This window comes from Mycobacterium sherrisii (assembly GCF_002102355.1).
Lineage (GTDB): Bacteria > Actinomycetota > Actinomycetes > Mycobacteriales > Mycobacteriaceae > Mycobacterium > Mycobacterium sherrisii.
Map to the genome: position 1 here is coordinate 1 of NZ_LQPT01000002.1, position 21,842 is coordinate 21,842.

Genomic DNA, 21,842 nt, shown 5'->3' on the forward strand with positions numbered 1-21,842 from the left:
CTTGTCGAGCCTTCCCGCCCACGTCGTGGGCCGCAAGACTCTCATATGCCGTGGATCAAACAATCGCGGTCAGGGCAATGCACTTCGTACAGCGCCACCACATGAAAGGTGCCCGGAAGCCCACCAAAGGAATTCACGTCCACACGCTCGACGATGACGGTGTCCCCGGTCGACACGACAGTGCGGATCTCGCTGCCCTCGATCATCCCGGTCGACAGGCCGTCGACAGGCCGTCGACGGGCCGTTGTGTTTCTCCAACTCCGCGCCCGCCGCCTCTCGGCCGACCACCACCGGTGAGAGCGGCACATGCAGTTGCCACACAAAGTGATCCGACATCAGTGCGGTCGCCGCGTCGATGTCGATGTGCTGCCCGTAGCAGGCGTGGATGAAGTCGAGCACGAGTTGCTCGTTTGCGTTTGTGGCCGCGTCACCTGGTGCCATCGTGGATCTTCCTTTGCTGATGGCCGGTCTGCCGGAAGCTGCTGGTGACCCTACACCGAGATAAATCGGCCGATTTAATCAATTCCAAAACTTTTTCCGACATTTGTGGTTGTCAGCACAGTGATCCGGCGCACAGCGGCGGTACTCCCTCTTTAAGGTTCCCCACTATGTATCGCCAGATTCTGGACCCAGTCGCGCACTCGCTGGGTTTGAGTTCCCTTGTGGCCGCCATACCTTTGGCGATGCTTTTCGTCCTGCTCGGCGTCGTACGGATGCGGGCCTGGGTGGCTTCGCTGATCTCGGTGGCGGTGGCGCTCGCCATCGCGATCGCGGTGTACGGCATGCCGACCGACCAGGCGCTGCTGGCCGCCAGCGAAGGCGCCGTCTTCGGCTTCTTCCCCATCCTCTGGATCGTCATCAACGCCATCTGGGTCTACCAAATGACCGTTCAGACAGGACATTTCGATGTGCTGCGGCGTAGTTTCGCCGGGATCAGCGACGACCACCGCATTCAGGCGATCATCATCGCGTTCTCCTTCGGCGCCTTGCTCGAAGCCCTCGCCGGCTTCGGCGCGCCGGTGGCGGTCACTTCGGTGATGCTGCTGGCGCTGGGCTTCAAGCCGTTGAAGGCGGCGGTGCTTGCCTTGGTCGCCAACACCGCCCCGGTGGCCTACGGTGCGATGGCGACACCGATCATCACGCTCGGCAAGGTGTCCGGAATGTCCAGCGATGCCCTCGGCGCGATGGTCGGGCGCCAGACGCCGATCCTGGCTATGTTCGTGCCCCTGGCTCTGGTGTTCATCGCCGACGGCCGTCGCGGACTTCGTGAGACCTGGCACGTGGCGCTGACGGCGGGAGTGGTTTTCGGCGTCGGCCAATACGCCACCTCGAACTTCCTGTCGGTGCCGCTCGCCGACGTGGTGGCTTCGCTGCTGTCGTCCGGTGCTGTGGTGCTATTGCTGCGGGTACGGCGTCCGCAGACCGCGCCGCGCGTCGCCGTCGTCGCCGGCGGTGCGTCCGACACCATGTCCCCCGAATTCGAGGCGAACCTGAACCAGTCCGACCTGAACAAATCCGACTCGCGTGGCGAAGTGTTCCGCGCATACTCGCCCTACGCGATTATCATCGCGGTCTTCGTTCTCTGCCAGATTCCCGTCGTGAAGAAGTTCCTGGACCACGCGACCTATTCGGTGCGCTGGCCGGGCCTGCACCTGCAAACCGCCAAGGGCGGCCCGTCGGGCCTGGCGAACTTCACCTTCAATCTGCTGAACACACCGGGAACTCAGATGCTGGCCGCGGGCCTCGTCGCGATGTTCGTGCTGCGCCTGTCGGTGGGCAGCGCGATCAAAGCATACGGCGCGACCCTGCATCAGCTCCGGTGGGCGATCCTCACCGTAATGGCGGTGCTGGCACTGGCTTTCGTGATGAACGCATCCGGGCAAACCATCACCCTGGGCACTTGGATGGCCGGCGCCGGAAGCGCTTTCGCTCTGTTCTCGCCCATCCTGGGCTGGATCGGTGTGGCAGTCACCGGGTCCGACACCTCGTCGAACTCATTGTTCGGCGCGCTGCAGGTGACGGCCGCCACCAAAGCAGGACTATCTCCGCTGCTGATGGTCGCCGGCAACAGCTCCGGCGGGGTGCTCGGCAAGATGATCTCCCCGCAGAACCTCGCCATCGCCGCCGCGGCGGTAAACCTCGACGGCAAGGAAGGCGACATCTTCCGCCGAGTAATGGCCTGGAGCGCGGTGTTCCTGCTGTTCATCTGTCTGCTGTCCGCGCTGCAGGCGTCGTCGATACTGTCCTGGATGGTCGGCTGACCCTACTCGTTGCGGGTCTCACGCCAGCCGCGTTCGAACGGCAACCGCCACGCGTTCGGTGCGATCAGTTGGTGAATAGCGTTGGGACCCCACGTTCCCACCGGGTACACCTTCGCCGGCGGCGGGTCGTCGAGCAGTTCTGCCGAACGCTCCCAAAGTGATTCAATGCCCTCGGCGGTGGTGAACAGCGTGTGGTCACCGCGCATGGCATCGAGGATGAGCCGCTCGTAGGCCTCCAGCGTGTCGGCGACGGTGTCGATCTCCTGGGAGGAGAACTGCATCGACAGCTTGTCCAGCTTCATCCCGGGGCCGGGCCGCTTGCCGTAGAACGACAGCGAAACCCTGGAATTGTCCGCAAGATCGAACGTCAGGTGATCGGGGCCTTGGGTTCCGACGCCCGAACCCGGCGGGAACATACTGCGCGGGGCCTCTTTGAACGCGATCGAGATGATGCGGATACCTTCGGCCATCTTCTTGCCGGTACGCAAGTAGATCGGAACCCCCGCCCAGCGCCAGTTGTCAATGCCGACTTTCAGGGCGATGAACGTCTCGGTGTCGGAATCCCTTGCCACACCTTCCTCTTCGCGATATCCGGCGTACTGGCCGCGCACCACGTCCGACGTCTTCACCGGAAGCATGGAGCGGAACACCTTGTTTTTCTCTTCGCTGATGGCATAGGGCTCCAGAGCCGTCGGTGGTTCCATCACCACGAACGCCATCACCTGAAACAGGTGGGTGACCACCATGTCCTTGTACGCGCCGGTGCTCTCGTAAAAGTTCGCCCGCTGATCCAGTCCCAGCTTCTCGGGGATGTCGATCTGGATGTGGTCGATGAAATTGCGATTCCAGATCGGCTCGAACAAACCGTTGGCGAAACGGAACGCCAGGATGTTCTGCGCCGCCTCCTTGCCCAAGAAATGGTCGATGCGAAAGATCTGGGATTCGTCGAACGTTTCGTGCAGGAAGTCGTTGAGCGCCACCGCGGTGTCCAAGTCGGTGCCGAACGGTTTCTCCATCACCACTCGGGACCGCTCGACGAGGTTCGCCTCGCGCAGCATCGTGATGACGGCGCGAGCCGCCTTCGGCGGGACCGACAAATAATGCAGGCGCCGCACTTTGGGTCCCAGAGCGTTCTCGGCTTCGGCGACCGCGGCGGCCAAGGCGTCGGGCCCGGCCCCCTGCGGGACGTAGCGCACGATCTTCGCGAAGTCAGCCCACTGCTCCGGGGTCAGCTTGTGGGTGCCGTAGGAGTCGATCGCCTTCTTCGCTATTTCCCGGAACTCGTCGTCGCTGAGCTCCTCCAGCGACGTCGCGACGATCTGAATGTCCGGCGCCAGTTCGGATTGATCCAGATACGCCAGACCGGAAATCAGTTTGCGTTTGGCCAGATCCCCCGTCGCGCCGAAGAGCACGATGACGTGCGGGTCGAGCGGATCGTAATCGTGGCGGCGCGGACGGGAGTCGGGCGCCGGATAAGAGATCGTCTGCGGTTTCTTTGCTGCCACTCCCGTGATACTTCCACTGTCATGGCGGCGGCGCAGCCCTGCGCGACGCTTCCATCATTGATCACGCCACGCGAGCATCGTCTTCAACTCGGCGAAGTCGTACCCGTTGACGTCGGGGTGAATTTCAGTGGTGAACAAGGTGACACCCTCGTCGACGAAGGTGTCCGCCGTCTTGGCGTCCGTCCATGCGATGGCGCGTTCGATGACGGCCTCGTCGCGCCCGGCCTCGGTGGCGAGGCGTTTGAGGAGCTCATTCTTGCGGCGGAACGCCTCGATGGGTTCGAAACTGTGCCAGATGTGAGCATGCCGCGCCGCGGCGGGGATGGTGCGACGCTCACCGCCGCCGCCGATGAGGATGGGGATCTGCCGCAGCGGCTTGGGCGTCAGATGTTCCAGCCGGTACTCGATGCGCTGCAGGCCCTCGTCGAACTGGTCCATCCGCGAGCGCACGGTGCCGTATTCGTAGCCGTAGGCGATGAAGTCCTGCGGGTACCACCCGGCGCCCAGGCCAAGGATCAATCGCCCGCCGCTGATGTGATCGACGGTGCGTGCCATGTCGGCGACAAGGTCGGGGTTGCGGTACGGCATACCGCTGACCAGCAGCCCGATCTCGGCTCGACTGGTGATCTCCCCCCACGACGCCAGCGCGGTCCAGGCCTCGAAGTTGTTGACCTCCGGCTGCTCGTCGTGAAGCTGGGGGACGCCGTCGACAAGATCGACGAAAGGTTTGTGGAAATGGTCGTAGCCAAAGATGGCGTCGGCGCCGAGCTCCTCGGCATGCACCACCGCCTGGCGCCACGTCCGGTAGTCCGGTGTCCCGCCCGCCCACAGCTGAACGCCTATCCGTACGGTCACACTTCCTGCCCCTTCGCCGCGTACCTACGGTCAAACTGACCGAACGTGTCCTTCCTTCCCATTACTCCCACCCGGTAGCAACTCTTTTTCATACCTGCCCACTCGGTGGCCGCGGCGCCCGGTATGGCAGCCGCCGCTGTGGCCGGCTGGGAAGGTATGTCAGCATTTGGGGATGAGTGCACGCAGAGTTGTCCGAATCGCCGGCGCCGCGGCAGCGCTGAGCTGGCCGCTGGCCGCCGCGCCGACGATCGCCCCGACCGCAGCGGCCGATCCCTGCTCCGACGTCGAGGTGGTCTTCGCTCGCGGTACCCATCAGGACCCGGGCCTGGGCAACATCGGTCAGGCGTTCACGGACTCGCTGACATCGCAGGTCGCCGGGAAGTCCGTCGGCGTGTACGCGGTCAACTATCCGGCCAACGACGACTACCACAACAGCGCGCCGAGCGGTGCCGACGACGCCAGCAGCCACGTCCAGGGCACCGTCGCCAACTGCCCCAACACGAAAATCGTGCTGGGCGGCTACTCCCAGGGCTCCACGGTGATCGATCTGGCCACTCAGGCGATGCCCGCCCCGGTCGCCGATCATGTCGCCGCGGTCGCCCTGTTCGGCGAGCCGACCAGCCAGTTCTCCAGCATGTTGTGGGGCGGGCAGCCACTACCCACGATCAACCCGATCTACAGCGCCAAGACCATCAGCCTGTGCGCGCCCGACGACCCGATCTGCTCCGGCGGCGGGAACATCATGGCGCACGTGTCCTACATCCAGTCCGGTATGACGGATCAGGCCGCGACGTTTGCGGCCAACCGCCTCCGTTAAGCCCCCGCTGCGGTCTCGCCGATGAAGTGCGTGTTGGTCGGTTACGGAAGCCGTGGAGATGTCGAACCGTTGGCGGCCGCCGGGCGTGAGTTGATGCGCCGCGGGCACGACGTGCAGATGGCCGTCGCGCCGAACATGATGGCTTTCGTCGAATCCGCCGGGCTTTCCGCGGTCGCCTACGGTCGCGATTCGCGGGAGCAAATGGCGTTTGCGGCCGACTTCGTCGGCAAGCCCCAGAACCCCGTCACCATGTGGTCGGATATCACCGAGCATCTCAACCAGGTCAAAGCGGAGAAGACGGCAGCGTTGACTCCGCTGGCCCAGGGAGCCGACCTGCTAGTGGCGGCCTTCAACGAGCAGGGGGTGGCCGCGAATGTCGCGGAGTACTACGACATTCCGCTCGGCGTGCTGCACTACTTCCCGTCACGCATCCTTGAGTCCGGCGCACTCGGTCCGCAGGTGACCAAACAGACCGATGACGCCCAGCGTCGCGCGCTCGGGTTGCCCGAGCTCCCGGCGGACCCGGCCCGCGCGGCGCTGGACATCCAGGCCTACGACGAACTGTGCTTGCCCGGGACCGCGGCCGATTGGCTGGAAGCCGATGCCCCGCAACGGTTCGTCGGCGCACTGACCCTCGGGCTGCCCAGCGCGGCTGACGACGAGGTCAGGGCATGGATTTCCGCCGGCACGGCACCGATCTACTTCGGTTTCGGCAGCACGCCGCTGGGCTCCCCCACGGAGACCGTGGCGGTGATCGCCGAGGCCTGCGCGCGGGTCGGCGAGCGTGCGCTGATTTGCATGGGCCCCAACGACCTTCCGGAAACGGCGGACGCCCACGTCAAGATCGTCGCGGAAGTGAACCACGCGGCGATCTTCCCGCTGTGCCGCGCCGTGGTCCACCACGGCGGCGCCGGCGCGACGGCCGCGGGCCTGCGGGCCGGGATTCCCACCCTGGTGCTGTGGTTCTGGCTCGATCAACCGCTTTGGGCATCCGGGGTCAGGCAGCTCAAGGCCGGCCTGGGGCGGGGATTCATGGAAAGCACCCTGGACTCCGTGGTCGCCGACCTGCGCGCCGTCCTGGCCCCGGAGTGCGCCGAGCGGGCGCGTGAGGTTGCCGCGATGATGACGACACCCGGCGAAAGTACTGCGCGCACTGCCGATCTCCTCGAGGAGATCGCGGTCGAACGCGTCACCCCCTAGGTGCGGATCACGTCGTTTTCGTTAGCAGGTTGAGCGCCAACGACTTTGGCGGTCACACCGCCCGGCGCCTGATCGCGTGCCAGCGCGACGGTGGACGACACCATCGCCACGACGGCGACCAGCAGACCCAGCGCCGCCGACCCCTGCACGGCGAGGTGCTCGCCGAGCACGACGACCCCAAGCAGCACCGCGACCACCGGCTCGCCCACCAGCATGATCGGAAGCGAAGCTTGCAAGGCGCCGGCGTGGAAAGCGGAACTCTGCACCATGGTCACCGCGATTGCCAGAATGACCAGCAGGTACGGAGCGGGCACGGTCATCAGGGCGTGCCAGCCGCCGACGGTGTAGCGGTGCGCGCAGATCTTGGTCAACACGGCGATCATGCCGAGCAACACGGCCACCGTGACCGCCAGCAGCATGGCGCGAGTGCGGCCCGAGGTACGCCGCGCCGCGACGAGGCAGGCGATCGCCAGCGGCGCGGTGAGCGCCAGCGCCAAGCTCCACGACGGTATCGGCGGACGATTGTGGCCCTCGCTGGGATGCCCGACGAGCACGAACGCCGCCAATGCGACGGTCAACACGACCGCCCAGCTCCACTCCGCCCGGGTGATGCGCTGATGACAGAGCCGCGCGCTCATAGGCAGGGCGAACAGCAATGAGGAAACCAGCAGCGGTTGGACCAGCAACAGCGAACCATTTGCCAACGCCACGGCCTGGAACACGTATCCGGCGATGGCGGCGAGAATCCCCGCCCACCACAACGGTTGTCGTATGACGGTGGTGACCACCGTCGCGGCGGCGTCCCCGGTCGGCCGGACATCCTGCGCCGCGCGCTGCCGGACGACGATGCCGACGGCCGCCCAGAATGCGGCGAGCAGGCCGGAGATGATCGCGACGGCGTGTGAAATCACCCCACCATATTTCGGGCTGATCCGCGGGATTGCAAAGCGGCCATGCCGGTCGGGTCGGGGCCAGCGCCCACTAGTGTGTCCGGCATGGCTATCGAGTCGACGATGCTTGCCCTGGGCACGCCCGCGCCCGCGTTCACCCTGCCCAACCCCGCAACCGGTGCGACCGTCAGTCTCGGCGACCTCACCGGGCCGGCGTTGGTCGTGACCTTCATCTGCAACCACTGCCCGTACGTGCAGCATGTCGCGGCCGGATTGGCAGCCCTGGGCCGGGACCTCGCCGATCAAGGCGTCGCCATGGTGGGGATCTCCAGCAACGACGTCGTCAACTACCCGCAGGACGGGCCCGATCAAATGGTCGTCGAGGCTCGCCGCCACGGCTGGACGTTTCCCTATCTCTACGACGAGACGCAGGATGTCGCCCGCGCGTATTCCGCAGCCTGCACGCCGGACACCTTCGTGTTCGACGGCCAGCGCCGCCTGGTCTACCGCGGTCAGCTCGACGACTCCCGCCCCAAGAACGACCGGCCGGTGACGGGTGCCGACGTGCGGGCGGCGGTCGACGCCGTGCTTGCCGGGCGACCGGTCAATCCTGACCAGCGTCCCTCGATAGGCTGCGGCATCAAATGGCGCTGAACCGATGAATTCGGCTGTGGCTGAACATATTTGACGTCCCGCCGGTATGGTGGCCGGTTGCGGCCAAACTCATGTCGAATATGCCCCGTTTGACGGCGCATTGCGACGGGCACATATCTGGACATGATTGCCGGTCACATCGTGCGTTTTGTGGGCCCCGCGACCGCCGTAACCGCGTTCTTGGGTGCCTCGGTCCTCCTGTCCCCCGTGCCGTGGGCGTCGGCGGAACCATGTCCGGACGTTCAGGTGGTCTTTGCCCGCGGTACCGGTGAACCGGAGGGCGTCGGGGCCACCGGCCAAGCGTTCATTGACAACCTGCGTGGTCGCCAGCCCGGCAAGTCGGTCGACGTGTATGCGGTCAACTATCCGGCGAGCAACGAGTGGAACACCGGGCTCGACGGTATCCGGGATGCCGGCGCCCACGTCGTGTCCATGGCGGGCAGCTGCCCCAGGACCAAGATGGTGCTTGGCGGGTTTTCTCAGGGCGCGGCGGTGATGGGTTTCGTGACCTCCGCGCAGGTGCCCGACGGCGTCGATCCGGCCACCGTGCCCAAGCCGCTGGCCCCCGAGGTTGCCGACCACGTCGCCGCGGTGGTGCTGTTCGGTACGCCGAACGTGCGGGCCATGAATTTCCTGGGCGAACCCCCGGTGGTGATCGGCCCGACCTACCAGGCGAAGACCATCAAGGTCTGCGCCACCGACGACCCGGTGTGCTCGGACGGCATGAACTTCGCCGCGCACAACACCTACGCCGATAACGGCGCCATGATCGACAAGGGTGCCGCGTTCGCCGCCAGCCGTCTGGACGGGAGCCCGACCGCGCCGGCGTCGGTGGTTCACTCGATCGAGGGGCGCTAGGGCACTAAGCCCGTACCGTGACGGGGTCCCCGACGTGGATGGTGCCCGCCGTCGTCGTTTTGAAGTAGATGCCCGCACAGGCCGCCACCCCACAACTGCCGGCTTCCAACCGGTTCTCGGCGGCGGGGGTGCGCAGCGCCTGCGGGGCGCGGGGCAGCTGCCCGTGCTCCAGCGTCGGCACCACGCAGCGCGGAGTCGGCTCCAGCCCGCGCAGCCGCACCGTGCCCACGACCAATTCGGCGCCGACCCAATCGTTTTCGATGTAGGGCGGCTGATCGGCGGGCGTCTGGATCACGAGGTTCGGTCGATATCGCAGCGCCTCGACGCCGATGTGGTCCAGCGTCGCCGTGGTGATCGCGTGCAGCGGTGCGTCATCGGTGAACGAGTCGCCCGGTGTGCCCAGGCCGATCTCCAGGATCCGCCCGCCGACGTCGGCGTCTAAGCCCAGTTCGAGCAGCTGCTCGGGGTCCGGACGCTCGACCGTCGCCCCCGCCGGTCGCTTGCTGACCAGCCGGACCGCGCGCCCCAGCAGTTGCGACAGCAAGTCGTTGGCCCGCGGATCGTCGGCGGCGACTTCGGTGCCGTCGGGCAGGTTGATGTTGACCCGCCCGGCGTTCGCGTTGGCCGTACAGGTCAACAGCCCACGCCAGAGCCTGGCCTGTTTGGCGCTGGCCACGTGCTCGGTCGCGGTGTCAACGAGCGCCAGACGGCGGTCTCCTTCGGCGCCGTGTTCGTCGACGAACAAGCTGTCGACGGCCTCCCCGAGCATCGATTTCACCGGATAACGGCGCAAACTGTGGACCCGCACCCTGTCATCTTCCATCAGGTGACAGCGCGATGTGTAGGACGCAGCGCGGTTTACGGCCGCGGGCGGAGATGGCTTCGATCAGCATGACCACCCGAAACTGCCAGCCGTACTTCTTTTTGACCAAAGCCTCCACCCGCGCCACTTCTTCCGCATCGGTGCGGACCTCGGCGGTTCCCTCGAAGACCGGTTGACCCGTGGGAACCTTTCCGGTCCGGCCGCACGCCGTCAGGGTGACGCGCGGGTCGCGGCGCACCCGCTTGACCTTCCACGAGTCGGACGGTGTCCATGCCGCCAGCGCCGTGCCGTCGCGGACGATCCACATCGGGCCGGCGACGGGATCCCCGTTGCGCTTGAACGTCGTCAGCGAGACGAACTTCTCCTCACCCAATGGCGCGGTCATGGTCTGCCCTCATCGTGCGGTCGGTGGCCGGGTCGTGTACAAGAGTCTGATGGAAAACCGGGCCGGCGGGTCCTTCGACCCGGCGACATTGCACGCGGCGATGGTCCGCCGGTTGTATCGGCGATCGATGACCGACGGGCAGATCTACCTGCCGGCCGTGCCGAGCATGCTCGACGACTACGTCTCGATGTGCGAAAACCTCTTTGCCAGCCTGGGCATCCGGCACACCGCCGAAGAAACCGCACAGCTGCGCAAGGTGCTGCAACACGAATTGGCAAAAGCCTTCAACGCCTCGTCGCGGTCCAACATCGTGATCCAGTTCAGCTCGCCGTTCGGCACCACACTGAACTACCGCATCAAACCGCAGTGGGCGACAATCGCCGCCGATTACGACAACTGGGTGGCGACCCGCGAGGGCCCGCTGTTCGGGACCGAACCCGATGCGCGGGTCTGGGCGCTCGCCACCGACGCGACCGATCCGGCGACTTTTCGGGTGCTCGACGTCGGGGCGGGCACGGGACGAAACGCGCTTGCCCTGGCCCGGCGTGGCCATCCGGTCGACGCCGTCGAGCTGTCCGAAAAGTTTGCCGACATCATGCGCGCGGCCGCCCAACGGGAAGCCTTGAGTGTCAACGTCATCCAAAAGGACGTCTTTGTCGCCATGGAAGGGGTCGGCGGCGACTACCAACTGGTCGTCTTCTCCGAAGTGGTGCCCGATTTTCGCACGACGCAGGAACTGCGCGGCATGTTCGAACTCGCCGGACAATGCCTGGCTCCGGGCGGACACCTGGTGTTCAACGCCTTTCTGCCCCACGAGGGCTACACCCCCGACGACGCCGCGCGCGAACTCGGGCAGCAATGCAACACCGCGATCTTCACCCGCGCAGAGGTCACGCAGGCCGCCGCGGAGTTCCCGCTCGAACTCGTCGCCGACGATTCGGCCTACGACTACGAGAAAACGCACCTGCCCGACGGCGCCTGGCCGCCCACCGCGTGGTTCGACGGATGGGCCAGCGGCCTGGACGTGTTCGACGTCGAGCGTGAGGATTCCCCTATCGAGTTGCGCTGGCTCGTCTACCGCAAGGAGGATTGAGGCAGGCGACGATTGGGGAGGCGTCTCGTGAGCGGCGTGGAATCGAACCGGCGATCCTTACTGATGGCGGCACCGCTGTTGCTGGCGGCGATCGCCGCGGGTGACAAACCGGGCGAGATTGGGTTATCGCCGCCGCCTCGAACGGGCCCGGATCCCGGCCAGACCTTTGTTCAGCCGTTCGACCAAATCGCCTTTCGGCCCTGGGGCAATCTGCCGCCGCACAGCGGCGAAATGGCCATGTTGTACGGGGATTTCAACAAACCCGGCCCATATCTGGTCCTGATGAAATGGAACCCGGGGTGGTTCAGCGCTCCCCACACCTATGCGACCGATCGGATTCAAGTCGTGGTATTCGGCACCTGGTTCGTCAATAGCGGCAACGACTTTCAGCCCCAGGATGCGATGCCCGTGGGCCCCGGTGGATTCGTGAAGCGGGCCGCGCGCACCCCCCACTACGACGGTGTTCCGGCAAACCAACCCGACCCGGCGGTGATCGCCGTGTTCGGGGTCGGCCCGGTCGACCAAAAACTGGTCGACCCCTCGCAGCCATCCTGGCGCCAGGTATAGATTCCTCAGCGCGACGCCGTCAGGTCGCGCGTTGCCGGTCCCTCGAGCAAGGTGCCGTCCGGGGCGAAGCGCGACCCGTGCAGCGGGCACTCCCACGCCTTGTCGGCGTCGTTCCAGTTAACGATGCCGCCCAGATGCGGACACACCGGAGAGACTCGGTGCTCGGTGCCGTTGACACGGCTCCGGGCCTGCAGATGCCACGGTGGTCCACTGACGATGCCGCCCTCGTCAGGGCCGGGGCTGCGCCGCCCGATGCGAGACACCGGAGTGATCCAGCCTTTCGCCAGATCGAATCCCACCTCGAGGTTCGCCTGCATCGCCGTCAGCAACCCGGTCAGTTCGTGCGGGCTCCAGCTGTCGAACGCCCGCGACCAATCCATCCGGCCGCCCAGGATGCGGCTGGACAGCGCCAGCGCCGCCGCGGCACCGTTGGTCATCCCCCACTTGTTGAAACCAGTTGCCACGAAGATGGTTTCGCTGTTCGGAAGGATGGGCCCGACATATGGAAGATGGTCGATCGGGGTGTAATCCTGGGCGGACCAGAAATGCGTCTGCGTTGCGCCCGGGAAGTGTTTGGTGGTCCACGACGCAAGCTCCTGCAGGGCCTTGCTCGGGCTTTTCTTGCGGCCCACCGTGTGTCCGGCGCCGCCGACAATCAACACCTCCCCGTCGCGGACCGGGGCGTACCGCACCGATCGGGTCGGCGAGTCCGTGGAGATCATCATGGGTCGGGTGATTTTTCCGGGCACCTTGAATGCCAAGCAGTAGGACCGGCTCGGCTTCAGCCGCGCGAAATAGCCGCCGCGGTCCAGAACCGGGATACCGGTAGCCAGGACCAGCTTTTCGGCCTGTAATTCGATGTCGCGTTGGGCCGCGTCGTTGACGTGCACCGCGAGCTTGCCGCCGCGACTGGACACCCGGCGCACCCGGGTGCGCTCGACGAGTCGGCCACCACGCTCGAGCAGCTCGGCGGCCAGCGAGTCCACAAACTCCATCGGATCGAACTGCGCCTGTTCGGGCAGCCGCACCCCGCCGTGATAGGGGAAGGGTACGTCGGCGTCGTCGGCCCACTCCACCGGCAATCCGACGGCCTGGCAGGCCTTCAATTCCAGCCGCGCGGACGGCACACCCTTGGCGGACTGCGCGTAGGTGTATGCGTCTTCGCGCTGGACCGCGATGCCGTGGGACTGGCAATGCTTGATGATCCAGTCCTGGCCTTCGCGGTTGCCCTCCACGTAGGCGCGCGCCAGGTCTCTGCCGTGCCGCGGCAGCGCCTTTGACAGGTGCGTGCCCTGCAGCAGGCTGATCTTGGCGGTGGTGTTTCCGGTGGCGCAGGCGCCGACGCTGCGGGCCTCCACCACCAGCACGTCCTTGCCGGCGCGGGCCAGTAGGACCGCCGTCATCAGTCCCGTGATGCCGGCGCCCACCACGATGAACTCGGCGGAGCGGGGCCCGTCGCCGAGTGGGCTCGCGGTCCACGCTGGTTTCGTTCGGTCGGCCAACCACAGAGAAGTCATGGCTGGGCTGATACCCGGCGCCGCCAGCCGGAAACGCGGCCGATCCCCGCTGTTAGGTCCGCTCGAGGCGCGCTTTCGCGTTCTGCAACGCCTCCGCGGCCTCGCGACTGACCTGCTGCGCCTTGTCGTAGTGCTGTTGCGCCCGGTCCAACTCACGCTCAGCCTTGCGCAGGTCCGCCAGCAGCCGGTCACGGCGCAGCCGGGCCGCATCGCATTCGTCCTGCCGGCGGGCGAGCATGTCGTCGGCTTCGGCCTTATCGGCCTCGGCCGCGGCGACCGCGGCGGTGAGCTTTGCCGACCGCGGATCGGCTGTCGGCGCCCGCGTCGGTACTGGCGCGGGGGCGCCTTCGGACGCGCCGAACCCGGAGTACCGTTCGGGACGATCCAACCGGCCCAGCCGGTCTCGGGCGCCGGGGTCGGCGATCGCCGCCTGCAACGTGCTGGTGACGTCCTCGCGCACGGCGGCCGATGCCTTGACGCCGGCGGCGTCCGCGCCGGCAAGGGCGGCCCGGGTCAGTTCGTCGATCAGTCGATGTTGCTCGCCGGACAGTTCGCGGATCTGGTGGCCGTCCATCGCGGCGTGGGCGGCGCGCAGCCGGTCACCGAGGTCGGCGAGGCGCTGCTTGACGTCCGTGCGGGAGAGCGCGAGCTGATTGACCACCCAGGCCGCCGTCGTCGGTTTGCGGGCCGCGGCAATCCGTTTGGCGGTCGCCGCATCGCCCCGCTTCTTGGCCGCGGCGGCCAATTTCGTGCGCTGAGCCGTGAAAGCGGCCGGCTGCACCGAATACAGCGTGTCCAGTTTGTCCTCGGCCATGACGCCATGGTTTCAGAAGCCCCGGCCCGGGCTACTCGACGCCCGACAAGTAACGCGGAGAGCGCGAAGGATCCACCGACTCACGATGACATCGACGAAAGTCCCCGGACTCCTGGCACGGCTTCGCCGCCCGCACCGGTTGCTGCTCTGCGTGTTCGTGACCATGGCACTGTGCGCCGCCATCCAGCTGGCCACGACGCCCTGCCGGCACTGTTCGACCTCGCCGAAAAGCAGTGCATCACCAAGCATCTCGTTTATCCCCGGGATCAACGCACGCGACGTAGACCCGGTCTCACCGGTCGAAGTGAAGGCCGATAACGGAACACTTACCGACGTTCGGATGGTCAACGAGGCCGGCAAGGTCATCGAGGGGGTCATGACACCGGACAACACGGTGTGGAAGCCGACCGCACCGCTGGGCTACGGCCGCACCTACACCCTGAACGCCAGCGGCCGCGGAGCGGACGGCGGTGCGCTCAACCAGGTGTCGTCGTTCTCCACGTTGCAGCCGTCGAACCAGACCAAGGTGTCGTTCACCACGACCTCGCAAGCCGCGCTGCGGGACGGCGGCACCTACGGCGTCGGGACGGTGATTGTCGCGCATTTCGACGAGAAGATCTCCGACCGTGCCGCCGCCGAACGGCAGCTGAAGGTGACCACCAACCCGGCCGTCGACGGCTCCTGGTTCTGGGTCGACGGGCAGAATGCCCACTGGCGCCCGCAGCACTACTACGCCCCCGGCACCACCGTCACGGCCGAGTCCAAGATCTACGGAATTGCCCTGGGCGACGGCTTATTCGGGCAGGACGACACCCGGGTGTCTTTTCGCATCGGCGACGCGCACGTGTCGATCGCCGACGACGCCACCAAGATGGTGACGGTCTTCGACAACGGGGCCCCGGTACGCACCATGCCGACCTCGATGGGCATGGGCGGCACCGAGACCGTTGGTGCGCAGACCATCTCGTTGTGGACCCCGTCGGGGGTCTACACGGTGCTCGACAAGGGCAACCCCGTCGTGATGGACTCGTCGACCTTCGGGCTGCCCAAGAACTCTCGGCTCGGCTATCGGGAAACCATCAACTACGCGACCCGAATCAGCATCGACGGCATCTACCTGCATCAGCTGGACGCCACGGTATGGGCCCAGGGCCATACCGACACCTCGCACGGATGCTTGAATCTCAACGGCGACAACGCCAAATGGTTCTACGACTTCTCGGTGCCCGGTGACGTCGTGGAGATTCGCAACAGCGGCGGGCCACCGCTGCAGCTCGCCCAGAACGGTGACTGGACGCTCAACTGGGATCAGTGGCGCCGCGGCAGCGCGCTGAAGCCGGCCTAGCGATGCGCAATTTTTACGGGATGTTGTACCGAGAAACTCTTGACCGATTCCAAATAAGTGCAATATTGGCCTTGTGTCGTCAACGTCGGACTACGCGGAGCGGTTGCGGTTGGCCGACCTGCGTGTGACCCGGCCCAGGATTGCCGTTCTGCAGGCAGTCCACGCTCACCCGCATGCCGACACCGAGACCATTTTTTCCTCCGTGCGGGTCGCGCTACCCGATGTCTCCCGGCAGGCGGTCTACGACGTCCTCAATGCGCTGACGGCCGTCGGCCTGGTTCGGCGAATCCAGCCGTCCGGCTTGGTCGCGCGCTACGAATCCCGGGTCGGCGACAACCACCACCACGTCGTGTGCAGGTCATGCGGCGTCATCGCCGACGTCGACTGCGCGGTCGGTGATGCGCCGTGTCTGACCCCGTCCGACGACAACAACGTGCTCGACGGCTACGTGCTCGACGAAGCCGAAGTCATCTACTGGGGCCTGTGCCCTGACTGTTCCACCGCGGATCCTGATCACAGCCCGTGATCGCAGCCCGATTACCCACCACTGGAAAGGAACGCTGTGTCATCCGATATCTCCCAGAGCCGCCCACCCCACGAGAATGACAAGACGGCAAGCACCAGCGAAAGTGAAAACCCGGCAATCCCTTCACCAAAGCCGAAATCGCATGCGCCGCTGACCAACCGGGACTGGTGGCCTGACCAGATCGATATCTCGACGTTGCACCCGAACAACCCTCAGGCCAGCCCGTTCGGTGAGGACTTCAACTACGCCGAGGAGTTCGCCAAGCTTGACGTCGAGGCGCTCAAGCGCGACCTGTTCTCGTTGATGACCACCTCGCAGGACTGGTGGCCGGCTGACTACGGCCACTACGGCGGCTTGTTCATCCGGATGAGCTGGCACGCCGCGGGCACTTACCGCATCTTCGACGGCCGCGGCGGCGGCGGGCAGGGCCTGCAGCGCTTCGCCCCGCTCAACAGCTGGCCGGACAACGCGAGCCTGGACAAGGCCCGCCGGCTGCTGTGGCCGATCAAAAAGAAGTACGGCAACAAGATCTCCTGGGCCGACTTGCTCGTCTTCGCGGGCAACTGCGCGCTGGAGTCCATGGGATTCAAGACATTTGGCTTCGGCTTCGGCCGCGAAGACGTCTGGGCGCCAGAGGAGATCCTGTGGGGCGAGGAGGACACCTGGCTGGGCACCGACAAGCGCTACTCGGGTAGCCGCGACCTCGCCCAGCCTTACGGTGCGACCACCATGGGCCTGATCTACGTCAACCCCGAAGGTCCCGAGGGCAAGCCGGACCCCGTCGCCGCCGCGATCGACATCCGCGAGACGTTCGGCCGGATGGCGATGAACGACGAGGAGACGGCCGCCCTGATCGTTGGCGGGCACAGCTTCGGCAAGACGCACGGCGCCGGTGATGCCGACCTGGTGGGTCCCGAGCCGGAAGGCGCCCCGATCGAGCAGCAGGGGTTGGGCTGGAAGAGCTCCTACGGCACTGGCAAGGGCAAGGACGCGATCACCAGCGGCCTCGAAGTGGTCTGGACGCCCACCCCGACCACGTGGGACAACAGCTTCCTCGAGACCCTGTACGGCTACGAGTGGGAATTGACCAAGAGCCCGGCCGGCGCCTGGCAGTTCACGGCGAAGGACGGCGCCGGCGCCGGGACCATCCCGGACCCGTTCGGCGGGCCGGGCCGCGCCCCGACCATGCTGGTCACCGACATCGCGTTGCGCGAGTCGCCGATCTACCGGGACATCACGCGGCGCTGGCTGGACCACCCCGAAGAGCTGGAAGACGCCTTCGCCAAGGCCTGGTACAAACTGCTGCATCGCGACATGGGGCCCATCACCCGCTACCTCGGGCCGTGGGCGGCCGAACCGCAGCTGTGGCAGGACCCCGTCCCGCCCGTGGACCACGAGTTGGTCGACGACAACGACGTGGCAGATCTGAAGATGAGGGTGCTCGAGTCGGGCCTGTCGGTACCACAGTTGGTGAAGACGGCATGGTCGGCGGCCTCCAGCTACCGGCGCACCGACAAGCGCGGAGGGGCGAACGGGGCGCGGTTGCGTCTCGAGCCGCAGCGCAGCTGGGAGGTCAACGAGCCGTCCGAGCTGGACAAGGTGTTGCCGGTGCTGGAGAAGATCCAGCAGGACTTCAACGTCTCGGCCGCCGGGGGTAAGAAGATCTCGCTGGCTGACCTGATCGTGCTGGCCGGCTCGGCGGCGGTGGAGAAGGCGGCCAAGGACGCTGGCTACGAGATCTCGGTGCACTTCGCGCCGGGACGCACCGATGCCTCCCAGCAGGACACCGATGTGGAGTCGTTCGCGGTGCTCGAACCGCGCGCCGACGGGTTCCGCAACTACATCCGCCCCGGCGAAAAGGCGCCGCTCGAGCAGTTGCTGCACGAGCGTGCCTACCTGCTGGGGGTGTCGGGCCCGGAGCTGACCGTGCTCGTCGGCGGGCTGCGCGCCCTCGGCGCCAACCACGGCGGCACCAAGCACGGGGTGTTCACCGACAAGCCGGGCGCGTTGACCAACGACTTCTTCGCCAACCTGCTGGACATGGGCACGGAATGGAAGCCGTCGGAGACCCAGGAGAACGTCTACGAGGGCCACGACCGGGCCACCGGGGCCGTCAAGTGGACCGCGACCGCCAACGACCTGGTGTTCGGATCGAACTCGGTACTGCGGGCACTGGCCGAGGTCTACGCGCAAGACGACAGCGCGGGCAAGTTCGTCGAGGACTTCGTCGCGGCGTGGGTCAAGGTCATGAACGCCGATCGGTTCGACCTGGCGTAAGCGACCTGGGCTGACAGCACACGGCACTCCGCGGGCGGTCCGGCTCGCGGAGTGCCGTGGTGTTTGCGCCCGCATGAGGTTGGGCACACTATTACCCGCTAGTAACCTACGAGACCGTAGGTTTGCGTACGCTGGTGACGCGTCCCTCGACTGAAGCTGGGTAAACGGTTGACATGAGCGACTTGAAATACCTCGAACTGCACGGCGACCGGATCGCTTACCGGGAAGCCGGCCAGGGCCAGGTCTTGTTGTTGATTCACGGCATGGCGGGCAGCTCGGCCACCTGGCGGGCCATCATCCCGCAGCTTGCCAAGAAGTACCGGGTGATCGCTCCCGATCTGCTGGGGCACGGCGAGTCCGCCAAGCCGCGGGGCGACTACTCGCTCGGCGCATTCGCGGTCTTCCTGCGCGACCTGCTCGACGAGCTCGGCGTCGCCAGTGCGACCGTGGTTGGCCAGTCGCTGGGCGGCGGTATCGCGATGCAATTCACCCACCAGCACCGCGACTACTGCGAGCGGCTCCCGCTTATCGGCAGCGGCGGTCTTGGCCCGGAACTCAGTCCGGTGTTGCGGCTGCTGTCGGCCCCCGGCGCCGAGCTGGTGTTGCCCGTCATCGCACCGCGACCGGTGCTCAACCTCGGCAACAAGCTGGGCGCCTGGCTGACGTCGGCGGGTATCCAGGCGCCGCGCGCCGGTGAAATGTGGCAGGCCTACTGCTCGCTGTCCGACGCGCGAACCCGGCAGGCGTTTCTGCGCACGCTGCGCTCGGTCGTCGACTACCGCGGCCAGGCCGTCAGCGCCCTGAACAAGCTACACGTCGCGGCCGGGCTGCCCAGCATCCTGATCTGGGGCGATCAGGACCGGATCATCCCGGTCGCCCACGCCTACGCCGCCCATGACGCGCTGGAGGGCAGTCGTCTCGAGGTACTCAAGGGCGTCGGGCACTTCCCCCACGCGGAAGCGCCGATGGCGGTCGCGGAAATCCTGCAGGACTTCATCTCCTCGACGACACCCCAGCAGACCGGAAACTCGGTGTCAGCGCGCGTCTAGCGCAGTTCAGCGGTTGAGATCCCACTGCCCATAGTCGTCGGCGAGCACCTCGTCGACGTCGACGTTGATGCCGCCCAACAGCGGGCCGGGGTTGGACGGGCTGTTGACGATCTCTTGGTACAGCACCGCCCTGGACTCGCGCCGGCCCTGTGACCACGACCTCGTCTGCCACGCCCAGCGGTGCCCCGCGCTTGTGGAGTTGCCGATAACGCCGTCCCGGATCGCCCATCCGCAGGCGTTGTAATGACCGTAGATGCCGGTGCGTGCGATGCCCAGCACCGAGTTGATGCCCCGAAACCATTCGACGGCAAGGGAATTCCACGTATCGAGATCGATGTCGTCGTCGACGCTGAAGAAGATCGGTGCCGAGCTGGGTCCCCCGGCGGCGTTGTGCAGCTGCAACGCCGTCTGCGCGTCGGCCACCCCGCCGTCGTGGCCGCGGGTGAGGTCCGACGGTGTGGCCGGCCACCCGGGTTTGCCGTATTGGAAATTGCTGACGATCTGCAGGCCCGCCGCGCGCAACGCATCCGCGTACTCGCGAGTGATGGGCTTCGCCTCGAAATGCGCTCCCGGCCGCTCCGCCGAGACGTAATTGATCACCCCCGCATACCCGGCCGACTTGATCTCCTCGGGCGCGATCCGCTTCTCCGCGAAGTCGATCAACCTGATGTTGGCGGCCGAGGCCTGGCGGGCGCCGACGGGCAGCGCTGCCACGCCCAGCAGTGCGGGTGACAGGGCGTACTTGAGTAGGTCGCGACGTGAAACAGATCGCGGCACAGCCGAATCGGGCACGGCGCGATGGTAACGGATCGGTCGTGCGGGCCGTCGCGGATTGGCAAGCTCAGAGGCGGTGCTCGGCGATGATGAACTGCGCGGCACGCTCCCCGATCACCACGCAGGGCGCCATGGTGTTGGCGCTGGTGATGCGCGGCATGATCGACGCGTCGGCCACGCGCAGATTCTCGACACCATAGACCTTGAGCTGTCCATCGACGACCGACATCGCGTCGCGCCCCATCTTCGCCGTTCCGGACGGGTGCCAGTACGTGGTCACCGCATCGCGCAGATAGGTTTCCAGCTCGTCGCCTGTTAGGTCGCCGGGCATGACCTCCCGGGTCACGAACGGTCGAAGTTCGGGAGCATTGCCGATTTGACGCAGGGTCTCGATGCAGGCGATGCCCGTCTTGACATCGTGCGGATCCGACAGGGCGTTCGCCTCGATCTGAATGGGGTCTGCGGGATTGGGGCCGGTCAAGCGCAGCTGGCCACGGCTTCGGGGATGGGTTGGCGCGCCGAACAAGATCCAGCCGTTTTGCGGCAGGCCGTATTTCGCGACGTTCTCCGGGGTGGACTTGGTGAATACTCCTAAACAGGCGAACAAGTCCGGCCCGTCGGCGTCGCTCAAACCGGAATCCCAGAACAGCGTTGCCTCCACCTGACCGGTGGTCCGCAGGTCTTCCGGAAATTCCCAGACGCAGTCGAACCCATGGTGGTCTTGCAGGTTGCGGCCGACGCCGGGCAGATGTTCGCGGACCGCGATGCCGTGCTGGCGAAGGTCGTCGGAATCCCCGAAACCGGACTGCATCAACATCTTCGGGGTGTGTATCGCGCCCAGGGACAACACCACTTCGACGCTGGCCGCGGCGTGCACCACCGCGCCATCGACGACAAAGTCGACACCGGTGACCCGATTGCCCTCGAAGGTCAATCGCGTGACCAGCGCATGCGGGACGACGGTCAGGTTCGGGCGGCCCAAATACGGCGCGGTGTACGTACGGAAGACCGACAGGCGTTGCCCGTGGCGCGCGCGCAGGTCGGTCATCGCCGCGCCACGAAGATTTTCCATCAGCCGACCGTTGGGGCTCTGATACGTCGGAATGCCTTGCTTGCGGGCGACATTCACCGTCGCCGCGGTCAGCGGGTGCGGATCGGGCGCCGGTTGCATGAACACCGGGCCTCCCCTGCCGCGATAATCGTGTTCGCCCACACCGCCCCAATCCTCGAGCCGCCGGTACAGCCCTGCGACGGACTCGTAGCTCCACGCCGGTTCACCGGATTCGGCCGCGAAAAGGTCCCAATCGCTGCGGTGTCCCCGCGCCCAGACCATCGCGTTGATGCCGGATCCGCCGCCGAGCACCTTGCCCATCGACACGGCGATCGAGCGCCCGTGCAGTTTCGGGTCGGGTTCCGCGACGAAACCCCAGTCCCGGTCGCTTCCCAGGTTGAGCGGCCATTGGCTCCGATCCGTCACGGCGGCGACGTCGTCGCTTCCCCCGGCCTCTAGGAGCAACACCGTTACATCGGGTTTCTCCGCCAACCGCCGAGCGATGACCGAACCGGACGACCCGGACCCGCACACGATGACGTCGTATCGCTCCCGCAGTTTTGCATCCATTGCTTCTCCTC

At 66.2% G+C, this 21,842-nt stretch carries 21 protein-coding genes; 11 read left to right on the forward strand and 10 right to left on the reverse strand.

What is annotated here, in order from left to right:
- Positions 1 to 41: 41 nt before the first annotated feature.
- Complete coding sequence (locus AWC25_RS27185) at positions 42 to 206, reverse strand: hypothetical protein (RefSeq protein WP_232327365.1); 165 nt, start codon at positions 204 to 206, stop codon at positions 42 to 44.
- Positions 207 to 608: 402 nt separating this feature from the next.
- On the opposite strand from AWC25_RS27185, the gene AWC25_RS00010 reads away from it, so the two are divergent.
- Positions 609 to 2,261, forward strand: coding sequence for an L-lactate permease (locus tag AWC25_RS00010; RefSeq protein ID WP_085166171.1), 1,653 nt, complete (start codon positions 609 to 611; stop codon positions 2,259 to 2,261).
- A gap of 2 nt (positions 2,262 to 2,263) precedes the next feature.
- Here the strand turns inward: AWC25_RS00010 and zwf are convergent, their stop codons facing one another.
- Positions 2,264 to 3,766, reverse strand: a complete 1,503-nt coding sequence (zwf, locus tag AWC25_RS00015) for a glucose-6-phosphate dehydrogenase (protein ID WP_069402883.1) — start codon at positions 3,764 to 3,766, stop codon at positions 2,264 to 2,266.
- 54 nt (positions 3,767 to 3,820) lie between these two features.
- Positions 3,821 to 4,621: an LLM class F420-dependent oxidoreductase gene (locus AWC25_RS00020; RefSeq protein WP_069402882.1), complete on the reverse strand. Its 801-nt coding sequence runs from the start codon at positions 4,619 to 4,621 to the stop codon at positions 3,821 to 3,823.
- Positions 4,622 to 4,793: 172 nt separating this feature from the next.
- Between AWC25_RS00020 and AWC25_RS00025 the strand changes: the two genes are divergently transcribed.
- Together AWC25_RS00025 and AWC25_RS00030 are read left to right on the forward strand one after the other, a co-directional pair.
- The gene (locus tag AWC25_RS00025) at positions 4,794 to 5,438 is read left to right on the forward strand and encodes a cutinase family protein (RefSeq protein ID WP_069402881.1); all 645 of its coding nucleotides are present in this window, start codon (positions 4,794 to 4,796) and stop codon (positions 5,436 to 5,438) included.
- 21 nt (positions 5,439 to 5,459) lie between these two features.
- On the forward strand, positions 5,460 to 6,638 hold the full coding sequence (locus AWC25_RS00030; protein WP_069402880.1) for a glycosyltransferase: 1,179 nt from the start codon (positions 5,460 to 5,462) through the stop codon (positions 6,636 to 6,638).
- Here the strand turns inward: AWC25_RS00030 and AWC25_RS00035 are convergent.
- Positions 6,635 to 7,549 carry a DMT family transporter gene (locus AWC25_RS00035; protein ID WP_169717094.1) on the reverse strand — a complete coding sequence of 305 codons (915 nt, stop codon included), beginning with the start codon at positions 7,547 to 7,549 and terminating at the stop codon, positions 6,635 to 6,637. The two genes, AWC25_RS00030 and AWC25_RS00035, sit on opposite strands and share 4 nt — an antisense overlap.
- Positions 7,550 to 7,633: 84 nt before the next feature.
- Between AWC25_RS00035 and AWC25_RS00040 the strand changes: the two genes are divergently transcribed.
- Both AWC25_RS00040 and AWC25_RS00045 read left to right on the forward strand, forming a co-directional pair.
- Entirely contained in the window at positions 7,634 to 8,182 is a 549-nt protein-coding gene (locus AWC25_RS00040) for a thioredoxin family protein (RefSeq protein ID WP_069402879.1), read from the forward strand.
- 123 nt (positions 8,183 to 8,305) lie between these two features.
- Positions 8,306 to 9,040 (forward strand): cutinase family protein, encoded by a 735-nt coding sequence (locus AWC25_RS00045; RefSeq protein WP_069402878.1) that lies wholly within the window; start codon positions 8,306 to 8,308, stop codon positions 9,038 to 9,040.
- 4 nt (positions 9,041 to 9,044) lie between these two features.
- On the opposite strand, the gene AWC25_RS00050 is transcribed toward AWC25_RS00045, so the two are convergent.
- Both AWC25_RS00050 and AWC25_RS00055 read right to left on the reverse strand, forming a co-directional pair.
- Positions 9,045 to 9,863 carry an MOSC domain-containing protein gene (locus AWC25_RS00050; RefSeq protein WP_069402877.1) on the reverse strand — a complete coding sequence of 273 codons (819 nt, stop codon included), beginning with the start codon at positions 9,861 to 9,863 and terminating at the stop codon, positions 9,045 to 9,047.
- Positions 9,853 to 10,248, reverse strand: coding sequence for a PPOX class F420-dependent oxidoreductase (locus tag AWC25_RS00055; protein WP_069402876.1), 396 nt, complete (start codon positions 10,246 to 10,248; stop codon positions 9,853 to 9,855). The genes AWC25_RS00050 and AWC25_RS00055 overlap by 11 nt, the downstream gene beginning before the upstream one ends.
- A 49-nt stretch (positions 10,249 to 10,297) precedes the next feature.
- Between AWC25_RS00055 and AWC25_RS00060 the strand changes: the two genes are divergently transcribed.
- Positions 10,298 to 11,341, forward strand: a complete 1,044-nt coding sequence (locus tag AWC25_RS00060; protein WP_069402875.1) for a class I SAM-dependent methyltransferase — start codon at positions 10,298 to 10,300, stop codon at positions 11,339 to 11,341.
- A 27-nt stretch (positions 11,342 to 11,368) separates the two neighbouring features.
- A complete protein-coding gene (locus AWC25_RS00065) occupies positions 11,369 to 11,908 on the forward strand; it encodes a cupin domain-containing protein (protein WP_069402874.1) in 540 nt (179 codons plus the stop codon).
- 5 nt (positions 11,909 to 11,913) lie between these two features.
- On the opposite strand, the gene AWC25_RS00070 is transcribed toward AWC25_RS00065, so the two are convergent.
- Positions 11,914 to 13,425 carry an FAD-dependent oxidoreductase gene (locus tag AWC25_RS00070; RefSeq protein WP_085166172.1) on the reverse strand — a complete coding sequence of 504 codons (1,512 nt, stop codon included), beginning with the start codon at positions 13,423 to 13,425 and terminating at the stop codon, positions 11,914 to 11,916.
- 52 nt (positions 13,426 to 13,477) lie between these two features.
- A complete protein-coding gene (locus AWC25_RS00075) occupies positions 13,478 to 14,239 on the reverse strand; it encodes a hypothetical protein (RefSeq protein ID WP_085166173.1) in 762 nt (253 codons plus the stop codon).
- An 85-nt stretch (positions 14,240 to 14,324) separates the two neighbouring features.
- On the opposite strand from AWC25_RS00075, the gene AWC25_RS00080 reads away from it, so the two are divergent.
- From AWC25_RS00080 to AWC25_RS00095, 4 genes are all read left to right on the forward strand, one after another.
- Complete coding sequence (locus AWC25_RS00080; RefSeq protein WP_069402871.1) at positions 14,325 to 15,584, forward strand: L,D-transpeptidase; 1,260 nt, start codon at positions 14,325 to 14,327, stop codon at positions 15,582 to 15,584.
- A gap of 73 nt (positions 15,585 to 15,657) precedes the next feature.
- Complete coding sequence (locus AWC25_RS00085; protein ID WP_069402870.1) at positions 15,658 to 16,110, forward strand: Fur family transcriptional regulator; 453 nt, start codon at positions 15,658 to 15,660, stop codon at positions 16,108 to 16,110.
- Between the two features lie 36 nt (positions 16,111 to 16,146).
- Positions 16,147 to 18,387, forward strand: coding sequence for a catalase/peroxidase HPI (katG, locus tag AWC25_RS00090; RefSeq protein ID WP_069402869.1), 2,241 nt, complete (start codon positions 16,147 to 16,149; stop codon positions 18,385 to 18,387).
- 173 nt (positions 18,388 to 18,560) lie between these two features.
- A complete protein-coding gene (locus AWC25_RS00095) occupies positions 18,561 to 19,436 on the forward strand; it encodes an alpha/beta fold hydrolase (protein ID WP_085166174.1) in 876 nt (291 codons plus the stop codon).
- A gap of 6 nt (positions 19,437 to 19,442) precedes the next feature.
- Here the strand turns inward: AWC25_RS00095 and AWC25_RS00100 are convergent, their stop codons facing one another.
- Together AWC25_RS00100 and AWC25_RS00105 are read right to left on the reverse strand one after the other, a co-directional pair.
- Positions 19,443 to 20,228: a DUF1906 domain-containing protein gene (locus AWC25_RS00100; RefSeq protein WP_142278633.1), complete on the reverse strand. Its 786-nt coding sequence runs from the start codon at positions 20,226 to 20,228 to the stop codon at positions 19,443 to 19,445.
- A gap of 49 nt (positions 20,229 to 20,277) precedes the next feature.
- Entirely contained in the window at positions 20,278 to 21,831 is a 1,554-nt protein-coding gene (locus tag AWC25_RS00105) for a GMC family oxidoreductase (protein WP_085166175.1), read from the reverse strand.
- Positions 21,832 to 21,842 lie beyond the last annotated feature (11 nt).